This window comes from Pseudomonas sp. JS3066 (genome assembly GCF_036328175.1).
GTDB lineage: Bacteria > Pseudomonadota > Gammaproteobacteria > Pseudomonadales > Pseudomonadaceae > Metapseudomonas.
The window spans coordinates 1,968,297-1,988,885 of record NZ_CP143312.1 but is presented as its reverse complement, the minus strand read 5'-3'; the positions used below and the strand labels follow the sequence as shown (position 1 = coordinate 1,988,885).

20 protein-coding genes and 5 tRNA genes are annotated in these 20,589 nt (G+C 63.0%); 13 read left to right on the top strand and 12 right to left on the bottom strand.

Features of this window, described 5'->3' with window-relative positions; all coding sequences use genetic code 11:
* Nucleotides 1–8: 8 nt before the first annotated feature.
* The 7 genes from SA496_RS09305 to SA496_RS09275 all read left to right on the top strand — a co-directional run bounded on the left by SA496_RS09305 (nt 9) and on the right by SA496_RS09275 (nt 8,446).
* Nucleotides 9–2,456, top strand: a complete 2,448-nt coding sequence (locus tag SA496_RS09305) for an acyl-CoA dehydrogenase (RefSeq protein WP_330115311.1) — start codon at nt 9–11, stop codon at nt 2,454–2,456.
* 72 nt (nt 2,457–2,528) lie between these two features.
* Entirely contained in the window at nt 2,529–2,939 is a 411-nt protein-coding gene (locus SA496_RS09300; protein ID WP_120651493.1) for a PA2817 family protein, read from the top strand.
* A gap of 157 nt (nt 2,940–3,096) precedes the next feature.
* The gene (locus SA496_RS09295) at nt 3,097–3,615 is read left to right on the top strand and encodes an RNA polymerase sigma factor (protein WP_120651494.1); all 519 of its coding nucleotides are present in this window, start codon (nt 3,097–3,099) and stop codon (nt 3,613–3,615) included.
* Entirely contained in the window at nt 3,612–4,571 is a 960-nt protein-coding gene (locus SA496_RS09290) for a FecR domain-containing protein (RefSeq protein WP_153920256.1), read from the top strand. Before SA496_RS09295 ends, SA496_RS09290 begins: the two co-directional genes overlap by 4 nt.
* A 149-nt stretch (nt 4,572–4,720) precedes the next feature.
* Nucleotides 4,721–7,099: a TonB-dependent siderophore receptor gene (locus SA496_RS09285; RefSeq protein ID WP_153920254.1), complete on the top strand. Its 2,379-nt coding sequence runs from the start codon at nt 4,721–4,723 to the stop codon at nt 7,097–7,099.
* Between the two features lie 46 nt (nt 7,100–7,145).
* Complete coding sequence (locus SA496_RS09280) at nt 7,146–8,276, top strand: PepSY-associated TM helix domain-containing protein (RefSeq protein ID WP_330115310.1); 1,131 nt, start codon at nt 7,146–7,148, stop codon at nt 8,274–8,276.
* Nucleotides 8,273–8,446, top strand: a complete 174-nt coding sequence (locus tag SA496_RS09275) for a hypothetical protein (RefSeq protein WP_178123519.1) — start codon at nt 8,273–8,275, stop codon at nt 8,444–8,446. The genes SA496_RS09280 and SA496_RS09275 overlap by 4 nt, the downstream gene beginning before the upstream one ends.
* Nucleotides 8,447–8,555: 109 nt before the next feature.
* Here SA496_RS09275 and SA496_RS09270 read toward each other — a convergent pair whose 3' ends face one another.
* A complete protein-coding gene (locus tag SA496_RS09270) occupies nt 8,556–8,744 on the bottom strand; it encodes a hypothetical protein (protein ID WP_120651498.1) in 189 nt (62 codons plus the stop codon).
* Between the two features lie 287 nt (nt 8,745–9,031).
* On the bottom strand, nt 9,032–9,955 hold the full coding sequence (gene bsrA, locus SA496_RS09265) for a LysR family transcriptional regulator BsrA (protein WP_330115309.1): 924 nt from the start codon (nt 9,953–9,955) through the stop codon (nt 9,032–9,034).
* A gap of 88 nt (nt 9,956–10,043) precedes the next feature.
* Between bsrA and SA496_RS09260 the strand changes: the two genes are divergently transcribed.
* The gene (locus SA496_RS09260) at nt 10,044–11,183 is read left to right on the top strand and encodes an SRPBCC family protein (RefSeq protein ID WP_330115308.1); all 1,140 of its coding nucleotides are present in this window, start codon (nt 10,044–10,046) and stop codon (nt 11,181–11,183) included.
* A 54-nt stretch (nt 11,184–11,237) separates the two neighbouring features.
* Here the strand turns inward: SA496_RS09260 and SA496_RS09255 are convergent.
* From SA496_RS09255 to SA496_RS09235, 5 genes are all read right to left on the bottom strand, one after another.
* Nucleotides 11,238–11,313: transfer RNA gene (locus SA496_RS09255), tRNA-Gly, on the bottom strand.
* A 13-nt stretch (nt 11,314–11,326) separates the two neighbouring features.
* Nucleotides 11,327–11,402: transfer RNA gene (locus tag SA496_RS09250), tRNA-Glu, on the bottom strand.
* Nucleotides 11,403–11,408: 6 nt separating this feature from the next.
* Nucleotides 11,409–11,484, bottom strand: a tRNA-Gly gene (locus tag SA496_RS09245).
* Nucleotides 11,485–11,572: 88 nt separating this feature from the next.
* Nucleotides 11,573–11,648, bottom strand: a tRNA-Gly gene (locus SA496_RS09240).
* 5 nt (nt 11,649–11,653) lie between these two features.
* Nucleotides 11,654–11,729 (bottom strand) — tRNA-Glu (locus SA496_RS09235).
* Between the two features lie 229 nt (nt 11,730–11,958).
* Here SA496_RS09235 and SA496_RS09230 point away from each other — a divergent pair.
* On the top strand, nt 11,959–12,729 hold the full coding sequence (locus tag SA496_RS09230; RefSeq protein ID WP_120651501.1) for a hypothetical protein: 771 nt from the start codon (nt 11,959–11,961) through the stop codon (nt 12,727–12,729).
* Nucleotides 12,730–12,752: 23 nt separating this feature from the next.
* Nucleotides 12,753–13,415, top strand: a complete 663-nt coding sequence (locus tag SA496_RS09225) for a glutathione S-transferase family protein (RefSeq protein ID WP_120651502.1) — start codon at nt 12,753–12,755, stop codon at nt 13,413–13,415.
* Nucleotides 13,416–13,479: 64 nt separating this feature from the next.
* Here the strand turns inward: SA496_RS09225 and SA496_RS09220 are convergent, their stop codons facing one another.
* On the bottom strand, nt 13,480–13,962 hold the full coding sequence (locus tag SA496_RS09220) for a GAF domain-containing protein (RefSeq protein ID WP_120651503.1): 483 nt from the start codon (nt 13,960–13,962) through the stop codon (nt 13,480–13,482).
* Complete coding sequence (locus tag SA496_RS09215; protein WP_330115307.1) at nt 13,959–14,849, bottom strand: ATP-binding protein; 891 nt, start codon at nt 14,847–14,849, stop codon at nt 13,959–13,961. Before SA496_RS09215 ends, SA496_RS09220 begins: the two co-directional genes overlap by 4 nt.
* Before the next feature lie 56 nt (nt 14,850–14,905).
* Between SA496_RS09215 and SA496_RS09210 the strand changes: the two genes are divergently transcribed.
* Nucleotides 14,906–17,275: a response regulator gene (locus tag SA496_RS09210; RefSeq protein WP_256660972.1), complete on the top strand. Its 2,370-nt coding sequence runs from the start codon at nt 14,906–14,908 to the stop codon at nt 17,273–17,275.
* Here the strand turns inward: SA496_RS09210 and SA496_RS09205 are convergent.
* The 3 genes from SA496_RS09205 to msrB form a co-directional block, all read right to left on the bottom strand.
* Nucleotides 17,256–17,723, bottom strand: a complete 468-nt coding sequence (locus SA496_RS09205; protein WP_153920245.1) for a MarR family winged helix-turn-helix transcriptional regulator — start codon at nt 17,721–17,723, stop codon at nt 17,256–17,258. The two genes, SA496_RS09210 and SA496_RS09205, sit on opposite strands and share 20 nt — an antisense overlap.
* Nucleotides 17,720–18,205, bottom strand: a complete 486-nt coding sequence (locus SA496_RS09200) for a glutathione peroxidase (protein ID WP_120651506.1) — start codon at nt 18,203–18,205, stop codon at nt 17,720–17,722. The genes SA496_RS09205 and SA496_RS09200 overlap by 4 nt, the downstream gene beginning before the upstream one ends.
* Nucleotides 18,206–18,320: 115 nt before the next feature.
* Entirely contained in the window at nt 18,321–18,713 is a 393-nt protein-coding gene (gene msrB / locus SA496_RS09195; RefSeq protein WP_120651507.1) for a peptide-methionine (R)-S-oxide reductase MsrB, read from the bottom strand.
* Between the two features lie 174 nt (nt 18,714–18,887).
* Here msrB and SA496_RS09190 point away from each other — a divergent pair, with 174 nt between their 5' ends.
* On the top strand, nt 18,888–20,099 hold the full coding sequence (locus SA496_RS09190) for a pyridoxal phosphate-dependent aminotransferase (protein ID WP_120651508.1): 1,212 nt from the start codon (nt 18,888–18,890) through the stop codon (nt 20,097–20,099).
* Between the two features lie 6 nt (nt 20,100–20,105).
* Entirely contained in the window at nt 20,106–20,558 is a 453-nt protein-coding gene (locus SA496_RS09185) for a hypothetical protein (protein ID WP_120651509.1), read from the top strand.
* Nucleotides 20,559–20,589: the final 31 nt, after the last annotated feature.

The following is a 20,589-nucleotide window of genomic DNA, read 5'->3' as shown; positions in this document are numbered from 1 at the left end:
GATCGACCATGCTGTTGCTCTGGATACTTGCCCTGGGCCTGGGCGTCGCCTATCTCGCCCACCGCCGCATAGCCCCCCTGCCCGCGCTGGCCTTGGTGGCCGGTTATCTGGTGCTGATGGGGCTGTTCGGCCATTCACCCGGCTGGCTGCTGCTGGTGTTCTGGCTGCTCTGGCTGGCTGTCGCGCTGCCCCTGGCGTTGCCCGGGCCACGTCGGCAATGGCTCAGCTCACCGCTCTTTTCCTGGTTCCAGCGAGTGCTGCCGCCCATGTCCGAGACCGAGCGCGACGCCATCGAGGCCGGCACCGTCTGGTGGGACGGCGAGCTGTTCAGCGGACGTCCAGACTGGCGCAAGCTCCTGGACTCCCCTCGCCCGCAGTTGACCGAAGAGGAGCAGGCCTTCCTCGACGGTCCTACGGAAGATCTCTGCGCCATGGTTAGCGACTGGGAGATCGGCCAGAAGCTCGACCTCCCGCCTGAGGCCTGGGAGCACATCAAGAAGCACGGGTTCTTCGCCCTGATCATCCCGAAGGAGTACGGCGGCAAGGGCTTTTCCGCCTACGCCCACTCCCAGGTTGCAATGAAACTCGCGACGCGTAGCGGCGACCTGGCTTCGACCGTGATGGTGCCCAATTCTCTCGGCCCCGCCGAACTGCTGCTGCACTACGGCACTGACGAGCAGCGCCGGCACTACCTGCCACGTCTTGCGAGCGGCGAGGACATTCCCTGCTTCGCCCTTACCGGGCCACTCGCCGGCTCGGATGCCGGTGCCATGCCGGACGTCGGCATCGTCTGCAAGGGCCAGTGGCAGGGAGAGGACGTGATCGGACTGCGTCTGACCTGGGAAAAGCGCTACATCACGCTCGGTCCAATAGCCACTTTGCTGGGCCTGGCCTTCAAGGCCCACGATCCGGACCATCTGCTGGGCGATGAAGAAGATCTTGGCATCAGCCTCGCGCTCATCCCGACGGATACCTCCGGCGTGGAGATCGGCCGGCGCCACCTGCCTTTGGGCGCGGCCTTCATGAACGGGCCGAACTCTGGCAAGGACGTGTTCGTGCCCCTGGACTTCGTCATCGGTGGCCAGGCCATGCTCGGCAAAGGCTGGATGATGCTGATGAATTGCTTGTCGGTAGGCCGCTCCATTTCCCTCCCCGCCGCCTCAACCGGTGCCGCCAAGTTCACCAGCCTGGTAACGGGCCAGTACGCCCGCATACGCGAACAATTCAACGTACCCCTGGCGGCCTTCGAAGGCATTCAGGAAGCCTTGGCGCGTATTGCCGGCAACGCCTGGCTGATGGACAGCGCGCGCATCCTCACTGCCAGCGCGGTGGATCTGGGCGAGAAGCCTTCGGTGCTGTCGGCCATCCTGAAGTACCACCTGACCGAGCGCGGCCGCGAATGCATCGGCCACGCGATGGACGTACATGGCGGCAAGGGCATCATCCTCGGGCCGAACAACTACCTGGGGCGCGCCTGGCAGGGAGCGCCCATCTCCATCACGGTCGAAGGCGCCAACATCCTCTCGCGCAACCTGATGATATTTGGCCAGGGCGCGATCCGCTGCCATCCGTTCGTGCTCAAGGAAATGGCCCTGGCCGGCCGCCAAGATCGTGACCAGGCGCTGGAGGAGTTCGACCAACTGTTACTGCGGCACATCGGTTTCGCCGTGGGCAACGCAGCCAGCAGCCTGCTGCTCGGTCTCAGCCTTGGCCGTCTTGGCGACGCGCCCGGCGACAATCTCTGCCGTCCCTACTTCCGCGCCCTCGATCGGCTGGCAGCTGCCTTCGCCCTGCTCGCCGACTGCAGCATGCTATTGCTTGGCGGCGAGCTGAAACGTCGTGAGCGGCTTTCCGCGCGACTGGGCGACGCCCTGAGCTACCTCTACCTGGCATCGGCGGCTCTCAAGCGCTATCACGACCGCGACTACCCCGAACACCTGCAACCACTGGTGCGCTGGGCACTGGAGGAAAGCCTGGGCAAGGCCGAGCAGGCCCTGGACGGACTGCTCGACAACTTCCCAAATGCCTTCATGGGCGGCCTGCTGCGAGTACTGGTGTTCCCCCTCGGCCGTCGCCATCCCGGCCCCTCGGATGAGCTGGACGCCGAAGTCGCCGGAGTGATCGGCCGCGACCGGGGAGATCCGGCGCTGGAGGAGCTGCTCGCAGGCTGCTACCGCCCGCAATCCGCCGAAGACCCAGTAGGCGCGCTGCAGCAGGCTGTCGACCTGGCCGACAACTGCCAGCCCTCGCAGCGCAAGCTGCAACAAGCGGTCAAGGCGGGCAGCCTGAAACCCGCCACGGATGAGTCCCTGGTGGACGCAGCCTTGGCCGCGGGACTGATCGATGCCGCCGGAGCCACGCAGTTGCGTGCCCTCGAGGCGGCACAGCGGCGAGTCATAGACGTCGACGATTTCAGCAAGGACGAACTCGCGCCCAGCGCGGGCAAGATTCGCTGAGCCCGCAGGCAGGACAGCCGGCGCGGCGGGCCTTATACTCCCGCGCCCGATCCAGTTTCAGGAAAGTCCGCCATGTCCAATCCCTATCTCGACCACCATCTCGCCCTGCTCGCGCACCTGCGCGGCATCCTGGTCGCCCTGGGCGAGGCGGAGCAGGTTCCCGAGGAGAACCATGCGCTCTTCGTCGAGCGCTTCGACGACCTGATGGGCGAGCTCCCGCGCGACCCGGAAGGCAGCCTGTACCTTGGCCAGGACCTGATCAGCCAGGTCTTCCATCGCTACCCGCAGATCGCCCACCTGGTCCCACGCGATCTCCTCTGGTTCTTCGGCGGCGACTGCCTGCACTTCATGCCCGACGAAGAAATCGACCTGTTCCAGCGCCTCGATGAGCGCCGCTACGAAGCCGAACAGAACGGCGAGCCGTTCGATTGGAACCTGGAGAAGCGGTTGCTGGCCCTGCCGGAAGACAGCAACAAGCACTGACACCTGCCGGGGCGGCACTCTCTGCCGCCCCATCTTCGCGCCGAATTTCGCCACCCATCGCCCGCCTTCCCGACACAATTGCGGCAAGGTGCCAGCCTCTGCCATCATTGCGAATCATTCGTAAACACTCTTTCAAGTACTTCTCAATGAGGTCAGCGTGTCGGTCGGTAATTCCGCAAATCCGCAACTGGTAGGGCTGCTTTACCGAGACCATCGTGATTGGCTGTTCCACTGGCTTCGCAAGACGGTGCAATGCCCCCATCGCGCCGAAGACGTGAGCCAGGACACCTTCGTCCGCCTGCTCGCACGGACCGACCTGCAACCTCCCCGTGAACCCCGTGCCCTGCTGGCTACCATTGCCCGCGGGTTGCTGGTGGATCAATTCCGTCGCAATGACCTGGAACGCGCCTACCTGGACGAACTGGCCCAGGCTCCGCAGGACCTGCACCCAAGCCCCGAGGAACAGGCACTGATCCTGGAAAGCCTGCGTGAAATCGATCGTCTGCTTGGCCAGCTGTCCAGCAAGGCGCGTGCCGCGTTCCTCTACAACCGCCTCGACGGCCTGGGCCACGCCGAGATCGCCGAACGCCTGGACGTTTCCCCGTCACGGGTTCGCCAGTACCTGGCCCAGGGTATGCGCCAGTGCTACATCGCGCTTTACGGAGAGCCAGCATGAGCCGGGTATCCGCGCGTGCGCTGGACGAGGCGATTGCCTGGCAGCTTTGTCTGGATTCCGGTGAGGCGACCGACCGCGAGCGGCATGAATTCCGCCGCTGGCTAGGTGCCCACCCGGAGCATGCCCAAGTGTGGCAACAACTTTCCGGCATCGATCAGCAACTGGCAGCAGCAGCCTCCGCCCACGCCCGTCGCGCGCTGTTGCGCGGCGGTGGCGTACGACGGCGCAGCCTGCATCGCCTCTCAGGCAACGCCCTGGCTCTCGTACTCGCAGTGGGCCTTGGACTCGGCCTTTTGGCCCAGCAGCGCCCACTGGGCGATTACCTGGCCGATGAAATGACGGCCAACGGCGAGCACCGCGAACTGCGCCTGGCGGACAACAGCCTCGTGCAGCTCAACAGCCGTACAGCCCTGGATATCGACTTCGACGGACCACAGCGTCGCCTCTACCTGCGCAGGGGTGAGATCCTGGTGAAGACCGGTCACGACGACCCGCGCCCTTTCATCATCGAGACCAGCCAGGGCCGCCTGCAGCCTCTCGGCACTCGCTTCCTGGTGCGCCGCACGGGTGAGGCGACCCAACTGATCGTGCTGGAGTCCGCCGTGGCGGCAAGACCGCACAACGGCTCGGTCGAGCGCGTGGTCCGCGCTGGCGAACAGGTCTGGATCGATAGCGAGCACCTTGGGCCCACGCGCGCTGCTCCTGTTGGCGCCGAGGCCTGGAGCCGCGGACTGTTGGTAGCGGAGGACATGCCGCTGCCCCAGCTGATCGACACCCTGAGCGAGTACCACAGCGGTTATCTGGGCCTGGACCCGGGCCTGGACAATCTGCGCATCAGCGGCGTCTTCCCGCTCAACGAAAGCGACAAGGCCCTGGCCGCCCTGCCCCCCAGCCTCCCCGTGAGCATCGAACGCATCGGTCACTGGTGGACACGCGTGGTACCCGCGAAGGACTGAAAACCGCAAGGTGGGCAGAGCCGCGCTGCCCACCTCGAAAAATCACGCCCAGGGACGGGGAGAAAAGTTTTTGGCGTCCCCCTGTCACTTTTCGATTCTCGCTCGGCAAGAAGGCATTGAGACGATTTCTCACTTAGGAGATATTCGCAATGCAACTTGCTTCCGCGACCTTCCGCCACACCCTGATGGCGCTGGCCATCACAGTCGGCAGCCTGGCCAGCCAGGCCCAGGCAGAAACGTATCAGCTGCCCTCCGCGCCGCTGGCGAGTACCCTGAACCGTATCGCGGCCGATGCCGGCATCGTTCTGAGCGTCGATCCCGCCCTGACCGCAGGCAAGACCGCCCCCTCCGTGCAAGGCGACCTGAGTCCGCTGCAGGCGTTGTCCGTGGCGCTGCAGGGCAGCAACCTGCGCCTGGTGCAGAACGGTTCCGATAGCTACAGCCTGGCGCCCGTGGCCGACGAGGCGATGAGCCTGCCGGATGTGAACATCGACGGTAACCGCAGTTACGAAACCGCCTGGGACCCCACCACCGGAATGGTGGCCACGCGCACCGCCGCTGGCACCAAGACCGACACGGCGATCAATGAAATTCCCCGCTCGATCTCGGTCATCACCCGTGAGCAGCTCGACTCGCGCCCCACCCTCAGCCTGAACGATTCGCTGCGCTACACCGCCGGCGTGATGAGCAGCGGTTACGGTTCCGACTCCCGCGCCGACTGGCTGAAGGTGCGTGGCTTCGTGCCGACCCAGTTCCTCGACGGCCTGCCCCTGCCGGTGGGTTCCTTCGCCAACCCGAAGATCGAGCCCTGGAACCTGGAGCGCATCGCTGTTCTGCGCGGCCCGGCATCCTCCGTTTACGGCCAGACTCCGCCCGGCGGCCTGCTGGACATGGTCAGCCGCCGCCCCCAGGCCGAGCAGGCCAACGAGGTTGAGCTGCAGGCTGGCAGCAACGAGCACAAGCAAATCAATTTCGACAGCACCGGCAAGATCGACGACGAGGGGCAGTTCCTCTATCGCGTGAGTGGCACCGTGCGCGACAGCAACTCGCCCGTCGACCATATCCCGGACAAGCGCTACAACATCGCGCCGAGCCTGACCTGGAACATCAACGACGACACCAGGCTGACGTTCCTCTCGCAGTACACCCGCGACGATACCGGTATCACTGGCCAGTTCCTGCCTCTGCAGGGCACCAAGATCGACTCGCCGTTCGGCAAGATCTCGCACCACAAGAACCTGGGCGAGCCGGACTGGGACTTCTACGACCGCACCTACTACGCGCTGGGCTACTCCTTCGAGCATCGCTTCAACGATGTCTGGCAGTTCCGCCAGAACCTGCGCTACACCAAGAGTGACCTGGAGTTCCAGGCAGTGAACGTCTCCACCTTCAACACGGTCGACGCCGACGGCAACGTCAGCCGTGAATCCGGCATCGTCGATGAGGACATCAGCCAGTTCGCCGTGGACAACAACTTCCAGGCCGACTTCAGCACTGGCGAACTGGACCACACGCTGCTGCTCGGACTCGACCACCAGCGTTCCAACAGCAACTACCGCTGGCTCTATGGCTTTGGCGTGCCGCCGATCAACGTCAACAACCCGATCTATGGCGCCGACCTGTCGAACGTCACCTACTTCACCCTCCAGGACTACAACCAGAAGACCTACCAGACCGGCCTCTACATTCAGGACCAGATCGCCCTCGATAACTGGCGCCTGACCCTGGGCGGCCGCGAAGACTGGGTACATACCGGTACCGAGTTCTTCAACCAGAACGACATCACCAATACCCAGCGCGATGTGGCCTTCAGCGGCAACGTGGGTCTGAGCTACCTGTTCGACAACGGCATCACCCCGTACATCTCCTACGCCGAGTCCTTCCAGCCCTCCATGGGCGCCACGGTCAGCACCACCCAGTCCTTCGAACCCACCGAGGGCAAGCAGTACGAAGTCGGCATCAAGTACCAGCCGCCCGGCACCGACGCCATGCTGACCGCCGCCGTATACGACCTGACCCAGACCAATGTCAGCGTCACCGAAGGCAGCGTGACACGCCAAATCGGTGAGCTGAAGCTTCGCGGCCTGGAGCTGGAAGCCACTGCCGACATCACCGAAAACCTCAAACTGGTGGCGTCCTACAGCTACACCGACAGCGAAATCCAGAAAGGCGTGGACAAGGGCAATCGCATGGCCCAGGTACCGCGCAACCAGGCCACCGCCTGGGCCGACTACACCTGGCACAGCGGCATCCTCGACGGCTTCGGCGTTGCCGGTGGCGTGCGCTATGTCGGCGACAGCTACGGCAACACCGCCAACACCTGGCTCGGCCACACCGGTTCCTACACTGTGTACGACGCCTCGGTGCACTACGACCTGGGCCGCCTGAACAGTTCGATGCGCGGCCTATCCGTGGCAGTGGACGCGAAGAACGTGTTCAACAAGGAATACCTGTCCACTTGCGACGGCTACTGGTGCTACTACGGTGACGAACGCACCGTGGTCGGCAGTGTGAATTACAAGTTCTGACGAAGCACGGCCGCCCTCCGGGGCGGCCCCTGATTCGGGAATCGCCATGCAAAGCCGCACCATCCGGCGCTGGTCCGTGATCCATACCTGGACCAGCCTGATCTGCACCGTCTTCCTACTGATGCTGGCCCTCACCGGCCTGCCGCTGATCTTCCACCACGAACTGGAGCACCTCCTGGGCGAAGCGCCCGAACTCCGCGAGATGGCTCCGGATACGCCGCATCTCGGGTTGCAGCAACTCGTGGAGGCTGCCCAGCGCCACCGCCCCGGTGAGGTGGTGCAGTACGTGGGCTATGAAAAAGACGAGCCCAACGGCGTGGTCGCCATTACCGCCGCCACCGCCGGCACCGAGCCCAACTCTTCTCACACCTTCATGCTCGACGCCCGCACCGGTGAGGCGCTTGCCATGCCGGCGGCCAACGGCGGCGTGCTGATGTTCATTCTGCGCCTGCACGTGGACATGTTCGCCGGGCTGCCGGGCAAGTTGCTGCTGGCGTTCATGGGCGTCCTCTTCGTCGTCGCCATTGTTTCCGGCGCGGTGCTGTACGCACCATTCATGCGCCGCCTCAAGTTCGCCGAGGTGCGCCACCACCGCTCAACCCGCACCCGCTGGCTGGACCTGCACAACCTGATTGGTATCGTCACCCTGACCTGGGCCCTGGTGGTGGGAGTCACCGGCGTCATCAGCGCCTGCGCCGACCTGCTGATCAGCGCCTGGCGGCACGACACACTGACCGCCCTGGTAGAGCCCTACCGCAATGCGCCGCCACTGACCGAACGCGCCCCGGTGAACAACGTCCTCACGATTGCCGCTAAAGCGCTGCCCGGCATGCAGGCGGATTTCATCGCCTTCCCCGGCACGCGTTTCTCTAGCGAGCATCACTACACGGTGTTCATGGTCGGCAGCGCTCACCTGACGGCCCATCTGTGGACGCCAGTGCTGATCGACGCACGAACCTTGGAGGTCACCGCCGTCGCGCAACGGCCCTGGTACATGGATGCCCTGGCGATGTCCCAACCCCTGCATTTTGGCGACTATGGCGGCCTCCCGATGCAAGTGCTCTGGGCTGCGCTCGACGTTCTCACAATCATCGTGCTGGGCAGCGGCCTGTATCTCTGGTGGGTACGCCAGCGGCGCAGTACCGGGGCACGGGCATCCGAGGAGGCCAGGGCATGAACTGGCGACAGTCCACCTTCACCCTGCCCCTGATCATCGGCCTGCTCGGCGCCCTGGGGCTGTTCAGCGCCCTGCTGGGCGATGGCTCGTGGGACGCCCTGGCCTGGCTCGGCCTGGGGGTTCCCACGCTGCTTGGATGCTGGCCTCTATTGCGCCGCCCGCGCGAGTAGGCCTCTAGGCTCGACAGATTCGAGACGTAAAAAAGGCCCGCTCAGCATTGCCGGGCGGGCCTTCTTCATCGAGTGAGTAAATGCGCGGAGGCTTGGCCGCGGCTTCAGATCAACCCTGGCGGGCCTGCTCCGCGCGCTGTTTTGCAGCCACAGACTCTTGCTGCTTCTGCTCCAGCTGGACCTTGGCCAGACGCGCCTGCCAGCGTTGAGTCGTACGATCGCCGCCGCCGGCAGCCATGGCGGAAGTGGCCGAAAGGACGATAGTCAGGGCGGAAGCAAGGGCGATAACTTTTTTCATAATCAAACTCCGAACAACAAACAAGGCAAAGCGAAAAGCTCAAAGAAGGCCCGATCAAGGCGGCTGACTGCAGCACGCACGAGTACGCAAATGGCTACGGGCCAATGATCAATTCGGAAGATAGGACCAGCCCTAATCCCAATTCGTTCGCTAGCTAACTTGTTTTACGGGCAGCGGAGACCAGCCAGATCGCGCTGACGCCGGGAGCCTAGAGCACCCCGAACCGCCCGTCGGCCCACCTGCTGAAACCACTCCTTGCGCACCACTGGAGGGTAGATCGGCGACACTCAGGTAGCACCACTGGCGAGCGTCGCGCCGAGTTGCGCCAGTTGTTCGCGCAACCAGCCCAGCCCGGGCGCCAGTTCCTGCTGACGGTGCCAGATCAGACTCACCTGCACGGACGGCGTCTCCACCGGCAGCGGCGCTATTTCCAATGCGTAGATGGCGGCGAAGTGCTCGGCTAGCCGGCGTGGCACGGTGCCCAGCAGGTCAGAGCGCGCCACGATGGGCGGAATCGACAGGTAGTGGGGCACCTGCAGTCCCACCCGACGCTTGATCTTCGCCGAACCGAGCACTATCTCCAGCGGCGAGCCACGGCCGGCACGGGGCAGTATCAGCACATGCTGGCTGCCCAGATAGCCGTCGCGAGTGAGCCCACCTACGAAAGCCTTGTGCCCGGCCCGTCCTATCACCACCAGCTCCTCTTCCATCAGGGGTTGGTAACAGAGATCCGGGTTGTCGAAGTAGAGGTAGTCGATGGCCAGGTCCAGCTCACCGGTCGCCAGCCGTGTCACCAGACTTTGGGCTTCATCGTCCTGCACCTCCAACACTACCCGCGGCGCTTCGTGCCTCAGTTGCTCCAGCAACGCCGGCAACAGCATGGCCTGGGCGTAGTCGTTCATCGACAGCCGGAAGCAGTGCTCAGCCAAAGGATCGAAGACCTCCTGGGCACCCAGCCCGAGTTGCAGCAGGTTCAGCGCCTGGCGCACCGGCGCATAAAGAACCTGGGCATGGGCGGTAGGCGACATGCCGCGCGCAGTGCGCTTGAACAACGGCTCGCCCAGTTGGCTACGCAACCGCGCCAGGGCGTTGCTCACTGCAGGCTGACTCATATGCAAACGCGTGGCGGCCCGCGACAGGTTCTGTTCCTGCATCAGGGCGTCGAACACCAGCAGCAGGTTCAGGTCGATGCGGCGCAAATTCAGGATCATGAATAATGCTCATTTCGACTATCCATTATCGGAATAAAGTATTCACCACTATGCTCCCTGATATGTCAACAAGACTGCCGGAGCAGCCATGAGCCACGACACCCAGGCCTTTCGCGACCGCTATCGTGCGGGCATCCACCCCCTCTACAACGTCTGGCTGCATGGTGGTTTCGTGCTGCTTTACGGCGCGGCCTGCCTGGCCTTCTTCATCGGCAGCCTGAGCGACGTGAAGCCCTGGGAGTGGCTGGTAGTGCCGGCCGCCCTGGTGTTCTTCAACTGGGGTGAGTACTCCATCCACAAAAACCTCGGGCACCACAAGACTCGCGCCGGCTCGATGTTCTACAAGCGCCACACCGGCGATCACCACAGCTTCTTCATTGCCGGAAAAATGACCTGGGATTCCGCCCGCGATTGGCGGGTAATCCTCTTTCCTGCCTGGCTTATCGTCTTCTACAGCATTGGCCTGTTTGCAGCCTGGTGGTTGCTGTCTTTCGTGAACACCAACGTCGCCGCACTCTTCGCCACCACGCTGCTGGCCGGATACCTGAGCTACGAGGTCTTCCACGCCTGCGAACACCTGCCCGCCAACCACCCCATCTCGCGCCTGCCATGGATCAGCCACATGCGCAGGCTGCACGAGCTTCACCACCGCCGCGACCTGATGCAGACCCACAACTTCAACCTCGTCTTCCCGCTGATGGACTGGCTCAAGGGCAGCCTGCACTGGGAACCACTGGAACAGGAGAACTCCATGACCCGAATGCAGCACGAAGTGGAAATCGCCCTAAGCCCGGAACTGGTCCTGGCCTACGCCAGTAGCGCCACTCGCTGGCCCGAGTGGCATCCCTCCTCCCTTCGCGTGGACGGGCCCGCCGGACCACTGCCAGCCGGCAGCCATTTCGAGGAAGACATCCACGCAGGCGGGCGCGCAGGACACCTGAGCTGGGATGTGACCGAGTACAGCCCCGGCCGGCTCTGGCGTGCCACCGCCAAAGGCACCCATGGGCTGGAACTGGTGCTGACCTACGAATGCGAAAGTAGCGGCAGCGGAACGCGGTTCGTCCGCACCCTGGAGTACGGTTTCTCCGGGCTGGCCATGCAGATCGCGAACTGGCTGGTGATGCGCAGCAAGATCGACCGAGAATCGGTCGATTCCATGAAGCAGCTGAAGGAGATGGCCGAACGCGCCATCGACAAGTCCTCGACTCGCCAGCACGACCTGGCCTGAATCGGAAACGCAAAAACGAAAACGCCGCTCGAATGAGCGGCGTTTTCGTTTAACTGGAGCGGGAAACGAGACTCGAACTCGCGACCCCGACCTTGGCAAGGTCGTGCTCTACCAACTGAGCTATTCCCGCATTTGACACAAAGTGGCGTCCCCTAGGGGACTCGAACCCCTGTTACCGCCGTGAAAGGGCGGTGTCCTAGGCCACTAGACGAAGGGGACTGAAATTGGAGCGGGAAACGAGACTCGAACTCGCGACCCCGACCTTGGCAAGGTCGTGCTCTACCAACTGAGCTATTCCCGCATGCAACTTTTACAGCCTGCACCTTTCGGTGCGTCCCTCAACCCTTATCGGGCTTGGGCAAGCAGGGCATTGGCTCTGCTTTTGAATCTGGAGCGGGAAACGAGACTCGAACTCGCGACCCCGACCTTGGCAAGGTCGTGCTCTACCAACTGAGCTATTCCCGCAAATATGGCGTCCCCTAGGGGACTCGAACCCCTGTTACCGCCGTGAAAGGGCGGTGTCCTAGGCCACTAGACGAAGGGGACGCGGCCCGGAACTTACAACAGCTTTCATGCTTCTTCCGGCTTCTCTGCGCTGCCTGGGCATCGCGTCGAAGTGGCGCGCATTCTATGGAGGCCATGAACACCCGTCAACCCCCTATCAAAAACTTTTTAAAATCAAAGACTTCTGCTCAAAATTTGATCCGCCTCTATGAGCGCCGGAGGCAAGCCTCTACACTCAGCCGCACCTTACAAGAACATCGGAGCCCTGCAGATGTCGCCACTCGTGATCACCCTGTTGATCGTTGTCGGTATCGTCATCCTCATCGTAATTGGCTACGTGAACCATATGGTGGAAAACAGCAAGCTGGAGAAGGCCCGCCTGAAAGCCGACCTCAGCGACCGTATCCGCCGCTGCGCAGACCTTTCCGAAACTCTCCCCGGCCAGATGGTCTCCCCTGACCTCAAACTGCTGCTGACTCGCCTGCAGTTACAGCTCAGCGAGCGCCTGCTGCAAGTGGACAAGGGCGACAACGCCCTCAAGACGCGCTTGGAGCAGCTTCGCGCGCTGGTCAGCCAGGGCGAGTCCATCCCGGTGAACAATCCGCCGCAAAAGATCCTCACCGAAGCCAAGGCCAAGGAAATCCGTTTCCAGCTGGAAAGCCTCCACGGCCAGATCACCCGTGCCGCCCAGGATGGCCAACTGCCCGCCAACGAAGCCAAGAGCCGGGTCCGGGATATCCGCGACATGCTCGTGCAGCTGCACGTGGAGTTCTTCACCAACCTAGGCCTCCAGGCCCTGCAGGAAAACCAGCCGCGCCAGGCTCGTCTCGCCTTCGAGCGAGGCGTCCAGTACCTGCAGAAGCAGCCAGACCCCGCCCGTTACCAGGATCGCCTGCAACAGATGAAGGCGCAGCTCGCCCGAGCCAACGCCCTTGTACTGGAGAACGCCCAACCCAGCGCCGACGAACCGAGCGAACTCACCGAAGGTCTGAAGTCACTGGATGACGAAGACACCTGGAAGAAGAAGAACATCTACGACTGATTCGCTCAGACGAGGACCTCCCGATGAGCCTGACCCTTTACGGCGCCCCGCTGTCCCCCTTCGTGCGCAAGGTTCGCCTTTATCTGTTGGAGAAAGGCCTGGATTACCAGTTGGAGGTAGTCTCGCCGTTCAGCCAGCCAAGCTGGTTCCGCGAACTGAGTCCGCTGGGCCGAATTCCCGCGCTGCGTGACGGCGACACCACCCTGGCCGACTCCAGCGTGATCTGCCAATACCTGGAAGAGAAGCACCCCGGCCTTGCACCTCTATATGGCCGTGACGCCGAAGAACGCGCCCGGGTGCGCTGGCTGGAAAAATATTCCGACTATGAACTGGCGCCCCTGGCCACCTTCGGTGTGTTCCGCAATCGCACGCTGAAACCGTCGATGGGCCAATCCTGTGACGAGGCCACGGTGCAAGCCGCACTCGTCGACAAGCTGCCGCCCCACTTCGACTACCTGGAAAGGTCCCTGGGCGACGCCGAATACTTCGTTGGCGAGCAACTGACCATGGCCGACCTCGCCTTCGCCACCCAATTGATCAACATGGAGCACGGCGGCGAACGCCTGGAAGCCGAACGCTGGCCGCGTCTGGCGGCGCACTATGAGCGCCTTGCCGCGCGCGAATCGGTCCAAGCGGTATTGCCGGGCGAACAGAAGATCCTCGCCAAGCTTGCTGGTCGCGCCTGATATCACGAGCACGACAAGCCGAAAAAAAGCCCGGACACGTCCGGGCTTCTTCATTGCACGGCAATCAGCAATCAGTCAGGCGCAGGAAAATCGCTGCCAACTGCTCGATACCGGCCTGGTCTTCTTCCTTGAAACGCGCCAGGTTCGGGCTATCCAGATCGAGCACGCCAATCAGGCGGCCATCCTTGACCAGCGGAATCACCAGCTCGCTGTTGGATGCGCTGTCGCAAGCAATGTGCCCCGGGAAGGCGTGTACATCCTCTACCCGCTGGGTTTCCCGAGTACGCGCCGCCGCGCCGCACACGCCCTTGCCGAAGGGAATGCGAACACAGGCGACCTTGCCCTGGAACGGGCCGAGCACCAGCTCTTCATTACGATTGAGGTAGAAGCCCGCCCAGTTCAGGTCCGGCAGTTCATTGAAGAGAAATGCGGAGAACTGCGAGCTGTTGGCGATGAAATCACGCTCGTCAGCCAACAGAGACTCCAGCTGTGCGGCCAGCAGCGCATAGCCGGAAAGGCCGCTTCCGGCCTGTTGCAGATCGATCATTTGGAAGACTCCAGCAAAGCAAGCCCAACCCAGTGGCGGGCGAATTGATAGGCGCAGCGGCCGTTACGATTGCCGCGCCCAAGGGCCCAGCGAATCGCCAGTTTTTCCAGTTCCTCGCTCCATTCCCACTCCAGGGCCGCGGGTTCGGCCAGCACGTCGATCCAGTGACGGACTACGGCGAGGAAGTGGTCCTGGGTAAAGGGATAGAAGGACAACCAGAGGCCAAAACGGTCGGACAGTGCAATCTTGTCCTCGACCGCCTCGTTGGGATGCAATTCGCCATCGACCATCTGCCAATGTTCATTGTCGCTTTGCTTCTCCGGCACCAGGTGACGACGGTTGGACGTGGCGTAGAGCAGTACGTTGTCCGGGGCACGCTCCAGGGAGCCGTCCAGCACGCTCTTCAGCACGCGATAATCGCCCTCGCCCGCCTCGAAGGACAGGTCGTCGCAGAACAGCACAAAGCGCTGCGGCAGGTTGGCCAGCTGTTCCACCACACGGGGCAGGTCAGCCAGGTGGTCACGTTCGATCTCGATCAGACGGAGGCCGGCACCGGCGTGCTCGGCCAGCAATGCGCGCACTAGCGAGGATTTTCCGGTTCCGCGGGCGCCCCACAGCAGCGCGTGGTTGGCCGGCAAGCCATCGACGAACTGACGGGTGTTAGCGGCCAGTTGCTCGCGCTGCTTGTCGATACCGATCAGGTCGGCAAGAGACAGGTCCAGGCTCACGTCCAGCGGCTGCAGGTAGCCACTGCGACCATCGCGATGCCAGCGCGCAGCCAGGCTCTTCTGCCAGTCGATCACCGGGCGAGGCACCGGCAAAAGGGGTTCGAGGCGGGCCAGTACCGCATCGGCACGCTCGAGAATCTCAAACAGACGGGAATCCACGTTCAACTCCTTGTTCAGCCGCAGTCTTCAGGCGCTGCCGGCAGACCGGATAGGCTATGCTTGGCAAGCCCTCGGAACAAGGCCAAATCCCACGTCCCATGGATATTCCGCTGACACAACGGCTGTCGTTCAAGCAGGCCAGCCTGACGGTGCTGGTGGCGTTCCTACTGGGTACCGTTCTCAGCATCGTTCAGGTCGCCAGCGACTACTTCAACGAGAACGAGTCGATCGATCGCGAGATCAAAGCCCTGCTCGAAATCGCCCACAGCCCCGCCGCGCGCATCGCCTACAACATCGACGCCGAACTGGCCCAGGAACTGGTGCTCGGCCTGCTGCGCTCGCCCGCGGTGATCCGCGCCGAGATCGTCGACAACAACGGGGCGATGCTCGCCAGCGTGGGCCGGCCACGAGCCGAAAGCGATTTCCGCATTTTCAGTGACTACCTGTTCGGCGAACGTCGCGAGTTCGAGGACCCCCTCTACATCGTCCACGCGCCCAATGAGACCCTGGGCGTGCTCCGTCTGGAAGTGGACACCTTCGCCTTCGGCAACCACTTCCTGCGCCGCGCCATGATCACCTTGCTGAGCGGCTTCGTGCGCAGCTTGCTGCTGTCGCTGATCCTCCTGGTGCTCTTCTACAGCATGCTGACCAAGCCCCTGGTGGAGCTGATTCGCGGGCTCAGCGAGCGCGACCCGCGCGCCTCGCCGGACGCCAAGCTGCCCTACCCGCCCGGCCACGAGCACGACGAGATCGGCGTGCTCGTGGAAGTCATCAACCGCCAGTTGGCCAGCCTGGCGACCGAGATGCAGCAGCGGCGCGATGCGGACCAGCGCCTGAACCAGTACCTGGCCGAACTGGAAGACATCGTCTCGGCACGCACCGCCGAGCTGAAGGCTGCCAACAGCCGCCTCAGCCGCTACAACCAGGAGCTCGAGGTGGCGCGCAGCACCGCTCTGGAAATGGCCAAGGCCCGCGCCGCCTTCCTCGCCAACATGAGCCACGAGATCCGCACTCCGCTCAATGGCCTGCTGGGCATGCTCGACCTGGCCCTCGACGGTCCGCTGAACAACGAGCAACGCCGCCAGCTACAAATTGCCCACGATTCCGGCAGCGTGCTGGTGGAACTGCTCAACGACATCCTCGACCTCTCCAAGTTCGAAGCCGGCCAACTGGAGCTGGAACAGATTCCCTTCGACCTGGGCACGCTGCTGGAAGACACCGCCAACCTCCTGTCGCAGAACACTGCCCCCGGCGTCGAACTCACCTGCCTGATCGATCCGAAGCTCCCATCACTGGTGGTCGGCGACCCAACAAGGGTGCGCCAGGTGATCAGCAACCTTCTGTCCAACGCCCTCAAGTTCACCCGATTCGGCCGCGTCGACCTGCGCGCCGCCCCCAGTCCCGGCGGCGTTCTGATCACCGTGCGCGACACGGGCATCGGCATCTCCGCCGAAGCCCTGCCCAAGCTGTTCCAGCCCTTTTCACAAGGTAGCGCCGGCATTACCCGGCAATTCGGCGGCACGGGCCTGGGCCTGGCGCTGACCCGCCATCTCTGCGAAGCCATGCAAGGGCAACTGGACGTCAAATCACAAGAAGGCGTGGGTAGCATGTTCAGTGCCGAGCTGCCGCTGGTGGAGCACAGCCCGGCTGAGCCACGCTCGCCCATGCAAGGCAAAGTCGTCGCCCTGTGCGGCGCGAAGAGCGGCCTGGCGGAATTGCTGGGCATCTGGCTCCCGCTCTGGGGCCTGAAGTTCGAGCGGCGCGACAGAGATGCCGACCTTGCAGACGTGCAGGCGGACCTGCTGATCAGCGACGACCCAGATTGCCTGGAGCATGTACGCCGTAGCGCGCAGATTCCGATCCTGCTGGTAACCGGCTACGGCAGTTTCCTGCCACCGCCGCGGGCCGCGACCCTGACGCCGCTGCATCAACTGGCGCGCCCCTTGTCACGCGCGGCGTTGCACCAGGCGCTTCAACGGGTACTGCTGAAACTCCCGGAGGATGCGCCGGCCATTGCCGCACAAGCGGAAGAGCCACAGCTTCGCCATGCACGCGTTCTGCTGGTGGAAGACAACGCGGTGAACCAGCTCGTGGCCAAGGGCATGCTGGCCAAACTGGGCTGCGAGGTATTGCTGGCGGGCCACGGAGCCGAGGCACTGAGCCGCCTGGAGCAAACGACCGTCGACCTGGTACTAATGGACTGCAACATGCCGGTGATGGATGGCTACGAAGCCACCCGGCGTATTCGCCAGAGCGGGCGCTGGCACGACCTGCCGATCATAGCCCTGACCGCCAACGCCCTGCCGGACGAGCGCGAACGCTGCCGCGCCGCCGGCATGGACGACTATCTGGCCAAGCCCTTCCGCCGCGAAGAGCTGGTTGCCCTGCTCGACACGTGGTTGCCGGCTACCCAGGCAACCCCATGAGCTGACCCAGCAACTCGCCGAGACGCGCACGCAATTCGGCCATCTCATTGAGATCCAGACCACTGGAGCAGATCAGCTCATCGCGCAGGGGCATCACCTTCTCCCGCAAGGCAATCCCCTCCTCCGTCAACGCCAGGTGCACTTCACGTTCGTCATGAGCCGCACGACGACGACGCACGAGACCGAGCTGCTCCAGGCGCTTGAGCAACGGCGTGAGGGTGCCCGAATCCAGCAACAAACGCTCGCCAAGAGCCTTGACCGTGGGCTGCTCGGGCGGACGTGCGTGCCACTCCCAAAGCACTAGCATGGCCAGGTACTGCGGGTAGGTCAGGCCAAGGGACTCCAGCAGCGGCCGGTATCCGCGGATCACCGCACGGGACGCTGCGTAGAGTTTGAAGCACAGCTGGTTGTCCAGCAGGAGCTCGGGCTCGATCGATGGTGCGTTCATTTCAGCAGGGCTTCGATCTCGGTGCTGATCTCTTCCGGCTTGGTGGTCGGCGCGAAGCGCTTGATCAGTTGGCCATCCTGGCTGATCAGGAACTTGGTGAAGTTCCATTTGATGCCCTGGCTACCCAGTAGGCCAGGCGCACGCTTCTTCAGTTGCACATAGAGCGGGTGGGCATTCGAGCCGTTCACGTCGATCTTCTTGAACAGCGGGAAGCTGACGCCGAAGTTCAGCTCGCAGAACTCACTGATGGCGCCTTCGTCACCCGGCTCCTGCTTACCGAACTGGTTGCAGGGGAAGCCCAGCACTACCAGCCCCCTGTCCTTGTACTGCTGCCAGAGGTTTTCCAGGCCTTTGTATTGCGGGGTGAAGCCGCACTTGCTTGCGGTATTGACCACCAGCAGCGCCTTGCCGCCGAAGTCCGAAAGGGTCTTCTGCTCGCCTTTGATGGTGGTAACGGGGATATCGAGAATCTTGTCGCTCATGGTTGGAACCTGCTCAGGAAGAAATCCAGCAAAAAGTAGCTCTCAATTAAATTGCGTGCAATTTATTTTTACTATGAAAAGGCCCGCTAGATGGCGAGCCTTTCCAGATGAGCGTTCAGCGTGGCTCGAGCTTCAGCGACACCGAATTGATGCAGTAACGCATGCCAGTGGGTCGCGGACCATCGGGAAAGACGTGTCCCAGATGGGAATCGCAGCGGGCACAGCGCACTTCGATGCGATGCATGCCGTGGCTGAAATCCTCGCGCTCGGTGATGACGTCCTTGCTCACCGGCTGGAAGTAACTCGGCCAACCGCTTCCGGAGTCGTACTTCGCATCGGAGTCGAACAGCGCCTCGCCGCAGCAGGAGCAGTGATAGATGCCCGGGGTCTTGGTGGCGTAGTACTCGCCAGTGAATGCACGCTCGGTGCCACCCAGGCGGCAAACGTGGAACTGGGTTTCGGAAAGCTCCTCGCGCCAGCTTTCCAGGGGTTTCTCAAGCTTGTCCATGACAGTCCTCGGCAGTGTTAAAAAAGCCCGGTCCCGACCTTTTCGGGTCAACGGGCCGCACGTATCATGCGCGATTCATCAGACGCCAGTCTGGCAGCGGCGTTACAGGCTGCCAAGGCGCATCGATCCCCGTCGCCTCGCGCGACTCTTTTCACCTCGGGACAGTTACGCATCATGCAGGTCAGCAAATCGAACAAGCTCGCCAACGTCTGCTACGACATTCGCGGACCGGTGCTCAAGCACGCCAAACGCCTGGAAGAGGAAGGCCACCGCATCCTCAAGCTGAACATCGGCAACCCGGCGCCGTTCGGTTTCGAAGCCCCGGAGGAAATCCTCCAGGACGTGATCCGCAACCTGCCGACCGCCCAGGGCTACAGCGACTCCAAGGGCCTGTTCAGTGCGCGCAAGGCCGTGATGCAGTACTACCAGCAGAAGCAGGTGGAAGGCATCGGCATCGAGGACATCTACCTCGGCAATGGCGTGTCCGAGCTGATTGTGATGTGTATGCAGGCACTGCTGAACAACGGTGACGAGGTCCTGATCCCGGCGCCCGACTATCCGCTCTGGACTGCCTCGGTGAGCCTCGCCGGTGGCAAGCCGGTGCATTACCTGTGCGACGAGCAGGCCAACTGGTGGCCGGACCTGGATGACATCAAGGCCAAGATCACCCCGAACACCAAGGCCATGGTGATCATCAACCCGAACAACCCCACTGGCGCCGTGTATTCGAAGGAAGTCCTCGAGGGCATGGTGGAACTGGCGCGCCAGCACAACCTGGTGGTCTTCTCCGACGAGATCTACGACAAGATCCTCTACGACGAAGCGGTTCATATCTCCACCGCCTCCCTGGCGCCGGACGTGCTCTGCCTGACCTTCAACGGCCTGTCCAAGTCCTACCGCGTGGCCGGCTTCCGTTCTGGTTGGGTGGCCATCTCTGGCCCGAAGCAGAAAGCCCAGAGCTACATCGAAGGAATCGACATCCTCGCCAACATGCGCCTGTGCGCCAATGTGCCGAGCCAGCACGCGATCCAGACCGCACTCGGCGGCTACCAGAGCATCAATGACCTGGTTTTGCCTAACGGCCGCCTGCTGGAACAGCGCAACCGTGCCTGGGAGCTGCTCAATGACATCCCCGGTGTCAGCTGCGTGAAACCCATGGGCGCGCTCTACGCCTTCCCGAAGATCGACCCCAAGGTCTGCCCGATCCACAACGACGAGAAGTTCGTTCTCGACCTGCTGCTCTCCGAGAAGCTGCTGATCGTCCAGGGCACTGCCTTCAACTGGCCGTGGCCCGACCACTTCCGCGTGGTCACCCTGCCCCGCGTCGACGACCTGGAGCAGGCGATCGGCCGTATCGGCAGCTTCCTCAAGTCCTACCGTCAGTAACGTCCCATGGACTTGCAGATCGACGACTTCTACAAGGACTGCGCCACCGGCCTGCTACAGCTGTATCAGGCCTTTCCAAGGCGGGTCGCGCTCTATGTGGAAGACCTGATCGGCCCATCCGAGCCGGATGAATTCGGCCTGCCCAGCAAGCGCCACGAAAGCTGCCTGGGCGCCCTCCTCTGGCTCGCGGATGAGGGTTACCTGCGCTTCGACAGCACCATTCACTTCGAAGCGCTGGACCAGGCGGTGCTCACCGAGAAAGGCTTTCTTCGGCTCTCCCGCGCCCTGCCCGACGCGCTGGACAATGCGGAAAACCTGCCGATCAGCATCCTGCGGGTCCGTGCCAGCCTTGCGCAGCAATTGCGCGAGGCACTCCGCAGTTCCGACAGCGAACGCCTCGTGCACCTGACTCGGCTAATCTTCGATAGCAGTGCGAAGGCTTCAGGCGACATAGTTTGAAATAGTCCCCGGTTGAATACGCCAGGGCCGC

What these genes read in the sequence shown, in the direction of transcription:
- SA496_RS09305 (WP_330115311.1), top strand. Translation starts at nt 9, where the DNA reads ATGCTGTTGCTCTGGATACTTGCCCTGGGCCTGGGCGTCGCCTATCTC.
- SA496_RS09300 (WP_120651493.1), top strand. Translation starts at nt 2,529, where the DNA reads ATGTCCAATCCCTATCTCGACCACCATCTCGCCCTGCTCGCGCACCTG.
- SA496_RS09290 (WP_153920256.1), top strand. Translation starts at nt 3,612, where the DNA reads ATGAGCCGGGTATCCGCGCGTGCGCTGGACGAGGCGATTGCCTGGCAG.
- SA496_RS09285 (WP_153920254.1), top strand. Translation starts at nt 4,721, where the DNA reads ATGCAACTTGCTTCCGCGACCTTCCGCCACACCCTGATGGCGCTGGCC.
- SA496_RS09280 (WP_330115310.1), top strand. Translation starts at nt 7,146, where the DNA reads ATGCAAAGCCGCACCATCCGGCGCTGGTCCGTGATCCATACCTGGACC.
- SA496_RS09275 (WP_178123519.1), top strand. Translation starts at nt 8,273, where the DNA reads ATGAACTGGCGACAGTCCACCTTCACCCTGCCCCTGATCATCGGCCTG.
- SA496_RS09270 (WP_120651498.1), bottom strand. Translation starts at nt 8,744, where the DNA reads ATGAAAAAAGTTATCGCCCTTGCTTCCGCCCTGACTATCGTCCTTTCG.
- bsrA (WP_330115309.1), bottom strand. Translation starts at nt 9,955, where the DNA reads ATGATCCTGAATTTGCGCCGCATCGACCTGAACCTGCTGCTGGTGTTC.
- SA496_RS09260 (WP_330115308.1), top strand. Translation starts at nt 10,044, where the DNA reads ATGAGCCACGACACCCAGGCCTTTCGCGACCGCTATCGTGCGGGCATC.
- SA496_RS09230 (WP_120651501.1), top strand. Translation starts at nt 11,959, where the DNA reads ATGTCGCCACTCGTGATCACCCTGTTGATCGTTGTCGGTATCGTCATC.
- SA496_RS09225 (WP_120651502.1), top strand. Translation starts at nt 12,753, where the DNA reads ATGAGCCTGACCCTTTACGGCGCCCCGCTGTCCCCCTTCGTGCGCAAG.
- SA496_RS09220 (WP_120651503.1), bottom strand. Translation starts at nt 13,962, where the DNA reads ATGATCGATCTGCAACAGGCCGGAAGCGGCCTTTCCGGCTATGCGCTG.
- SA496_RS09210 (WP_256660972.1), top strand. Translation starts at nt 14,906, where the DNA reads ATGCTTGGCAAGCCCTCGGAACAAGGCCAAATCCCACGTCCCATGGAT.
- SA496_RS09205 (WP_153920245.1), bottom strand. Translation starts at nt 17,723, where the DNA reads ATGAACGCACCATCGATCGAGCCCGAGCTCCTGCTGGACAACCAGCTG.
- SA496_RS09200 (WP_120651506.1), bottom strand. Translation starts at nt 18,205, where the DNA reads ATGAGCGACAAGATTCTCGATATCCCCGTTACCACCATCAAAGGCGAG.
- msrB (WP_120651507.1), bottom strand. Translation starts at nt 18,713, where the DNA reads ATGGACAAGCTTGAGAAACCCCTGGAAAGCTGGCGCGAGGAGCTTTCC.
- SA496_RS09190 (WP_120651508.1), top strand. Translation starts at nt 18,888, where the DNA reads ATGCAGGTCAGCAAATCGAACAAGCTCGCCAACGTCTGCTACGACATT.
- SA496_RS09185 (WP_120651509.1), top strand. Translation starts at nt 20,106, where the DNA reads ATGGACTTGCAGATCGACGACTTCTACAAGGACTGCGCCACCGGCCTG.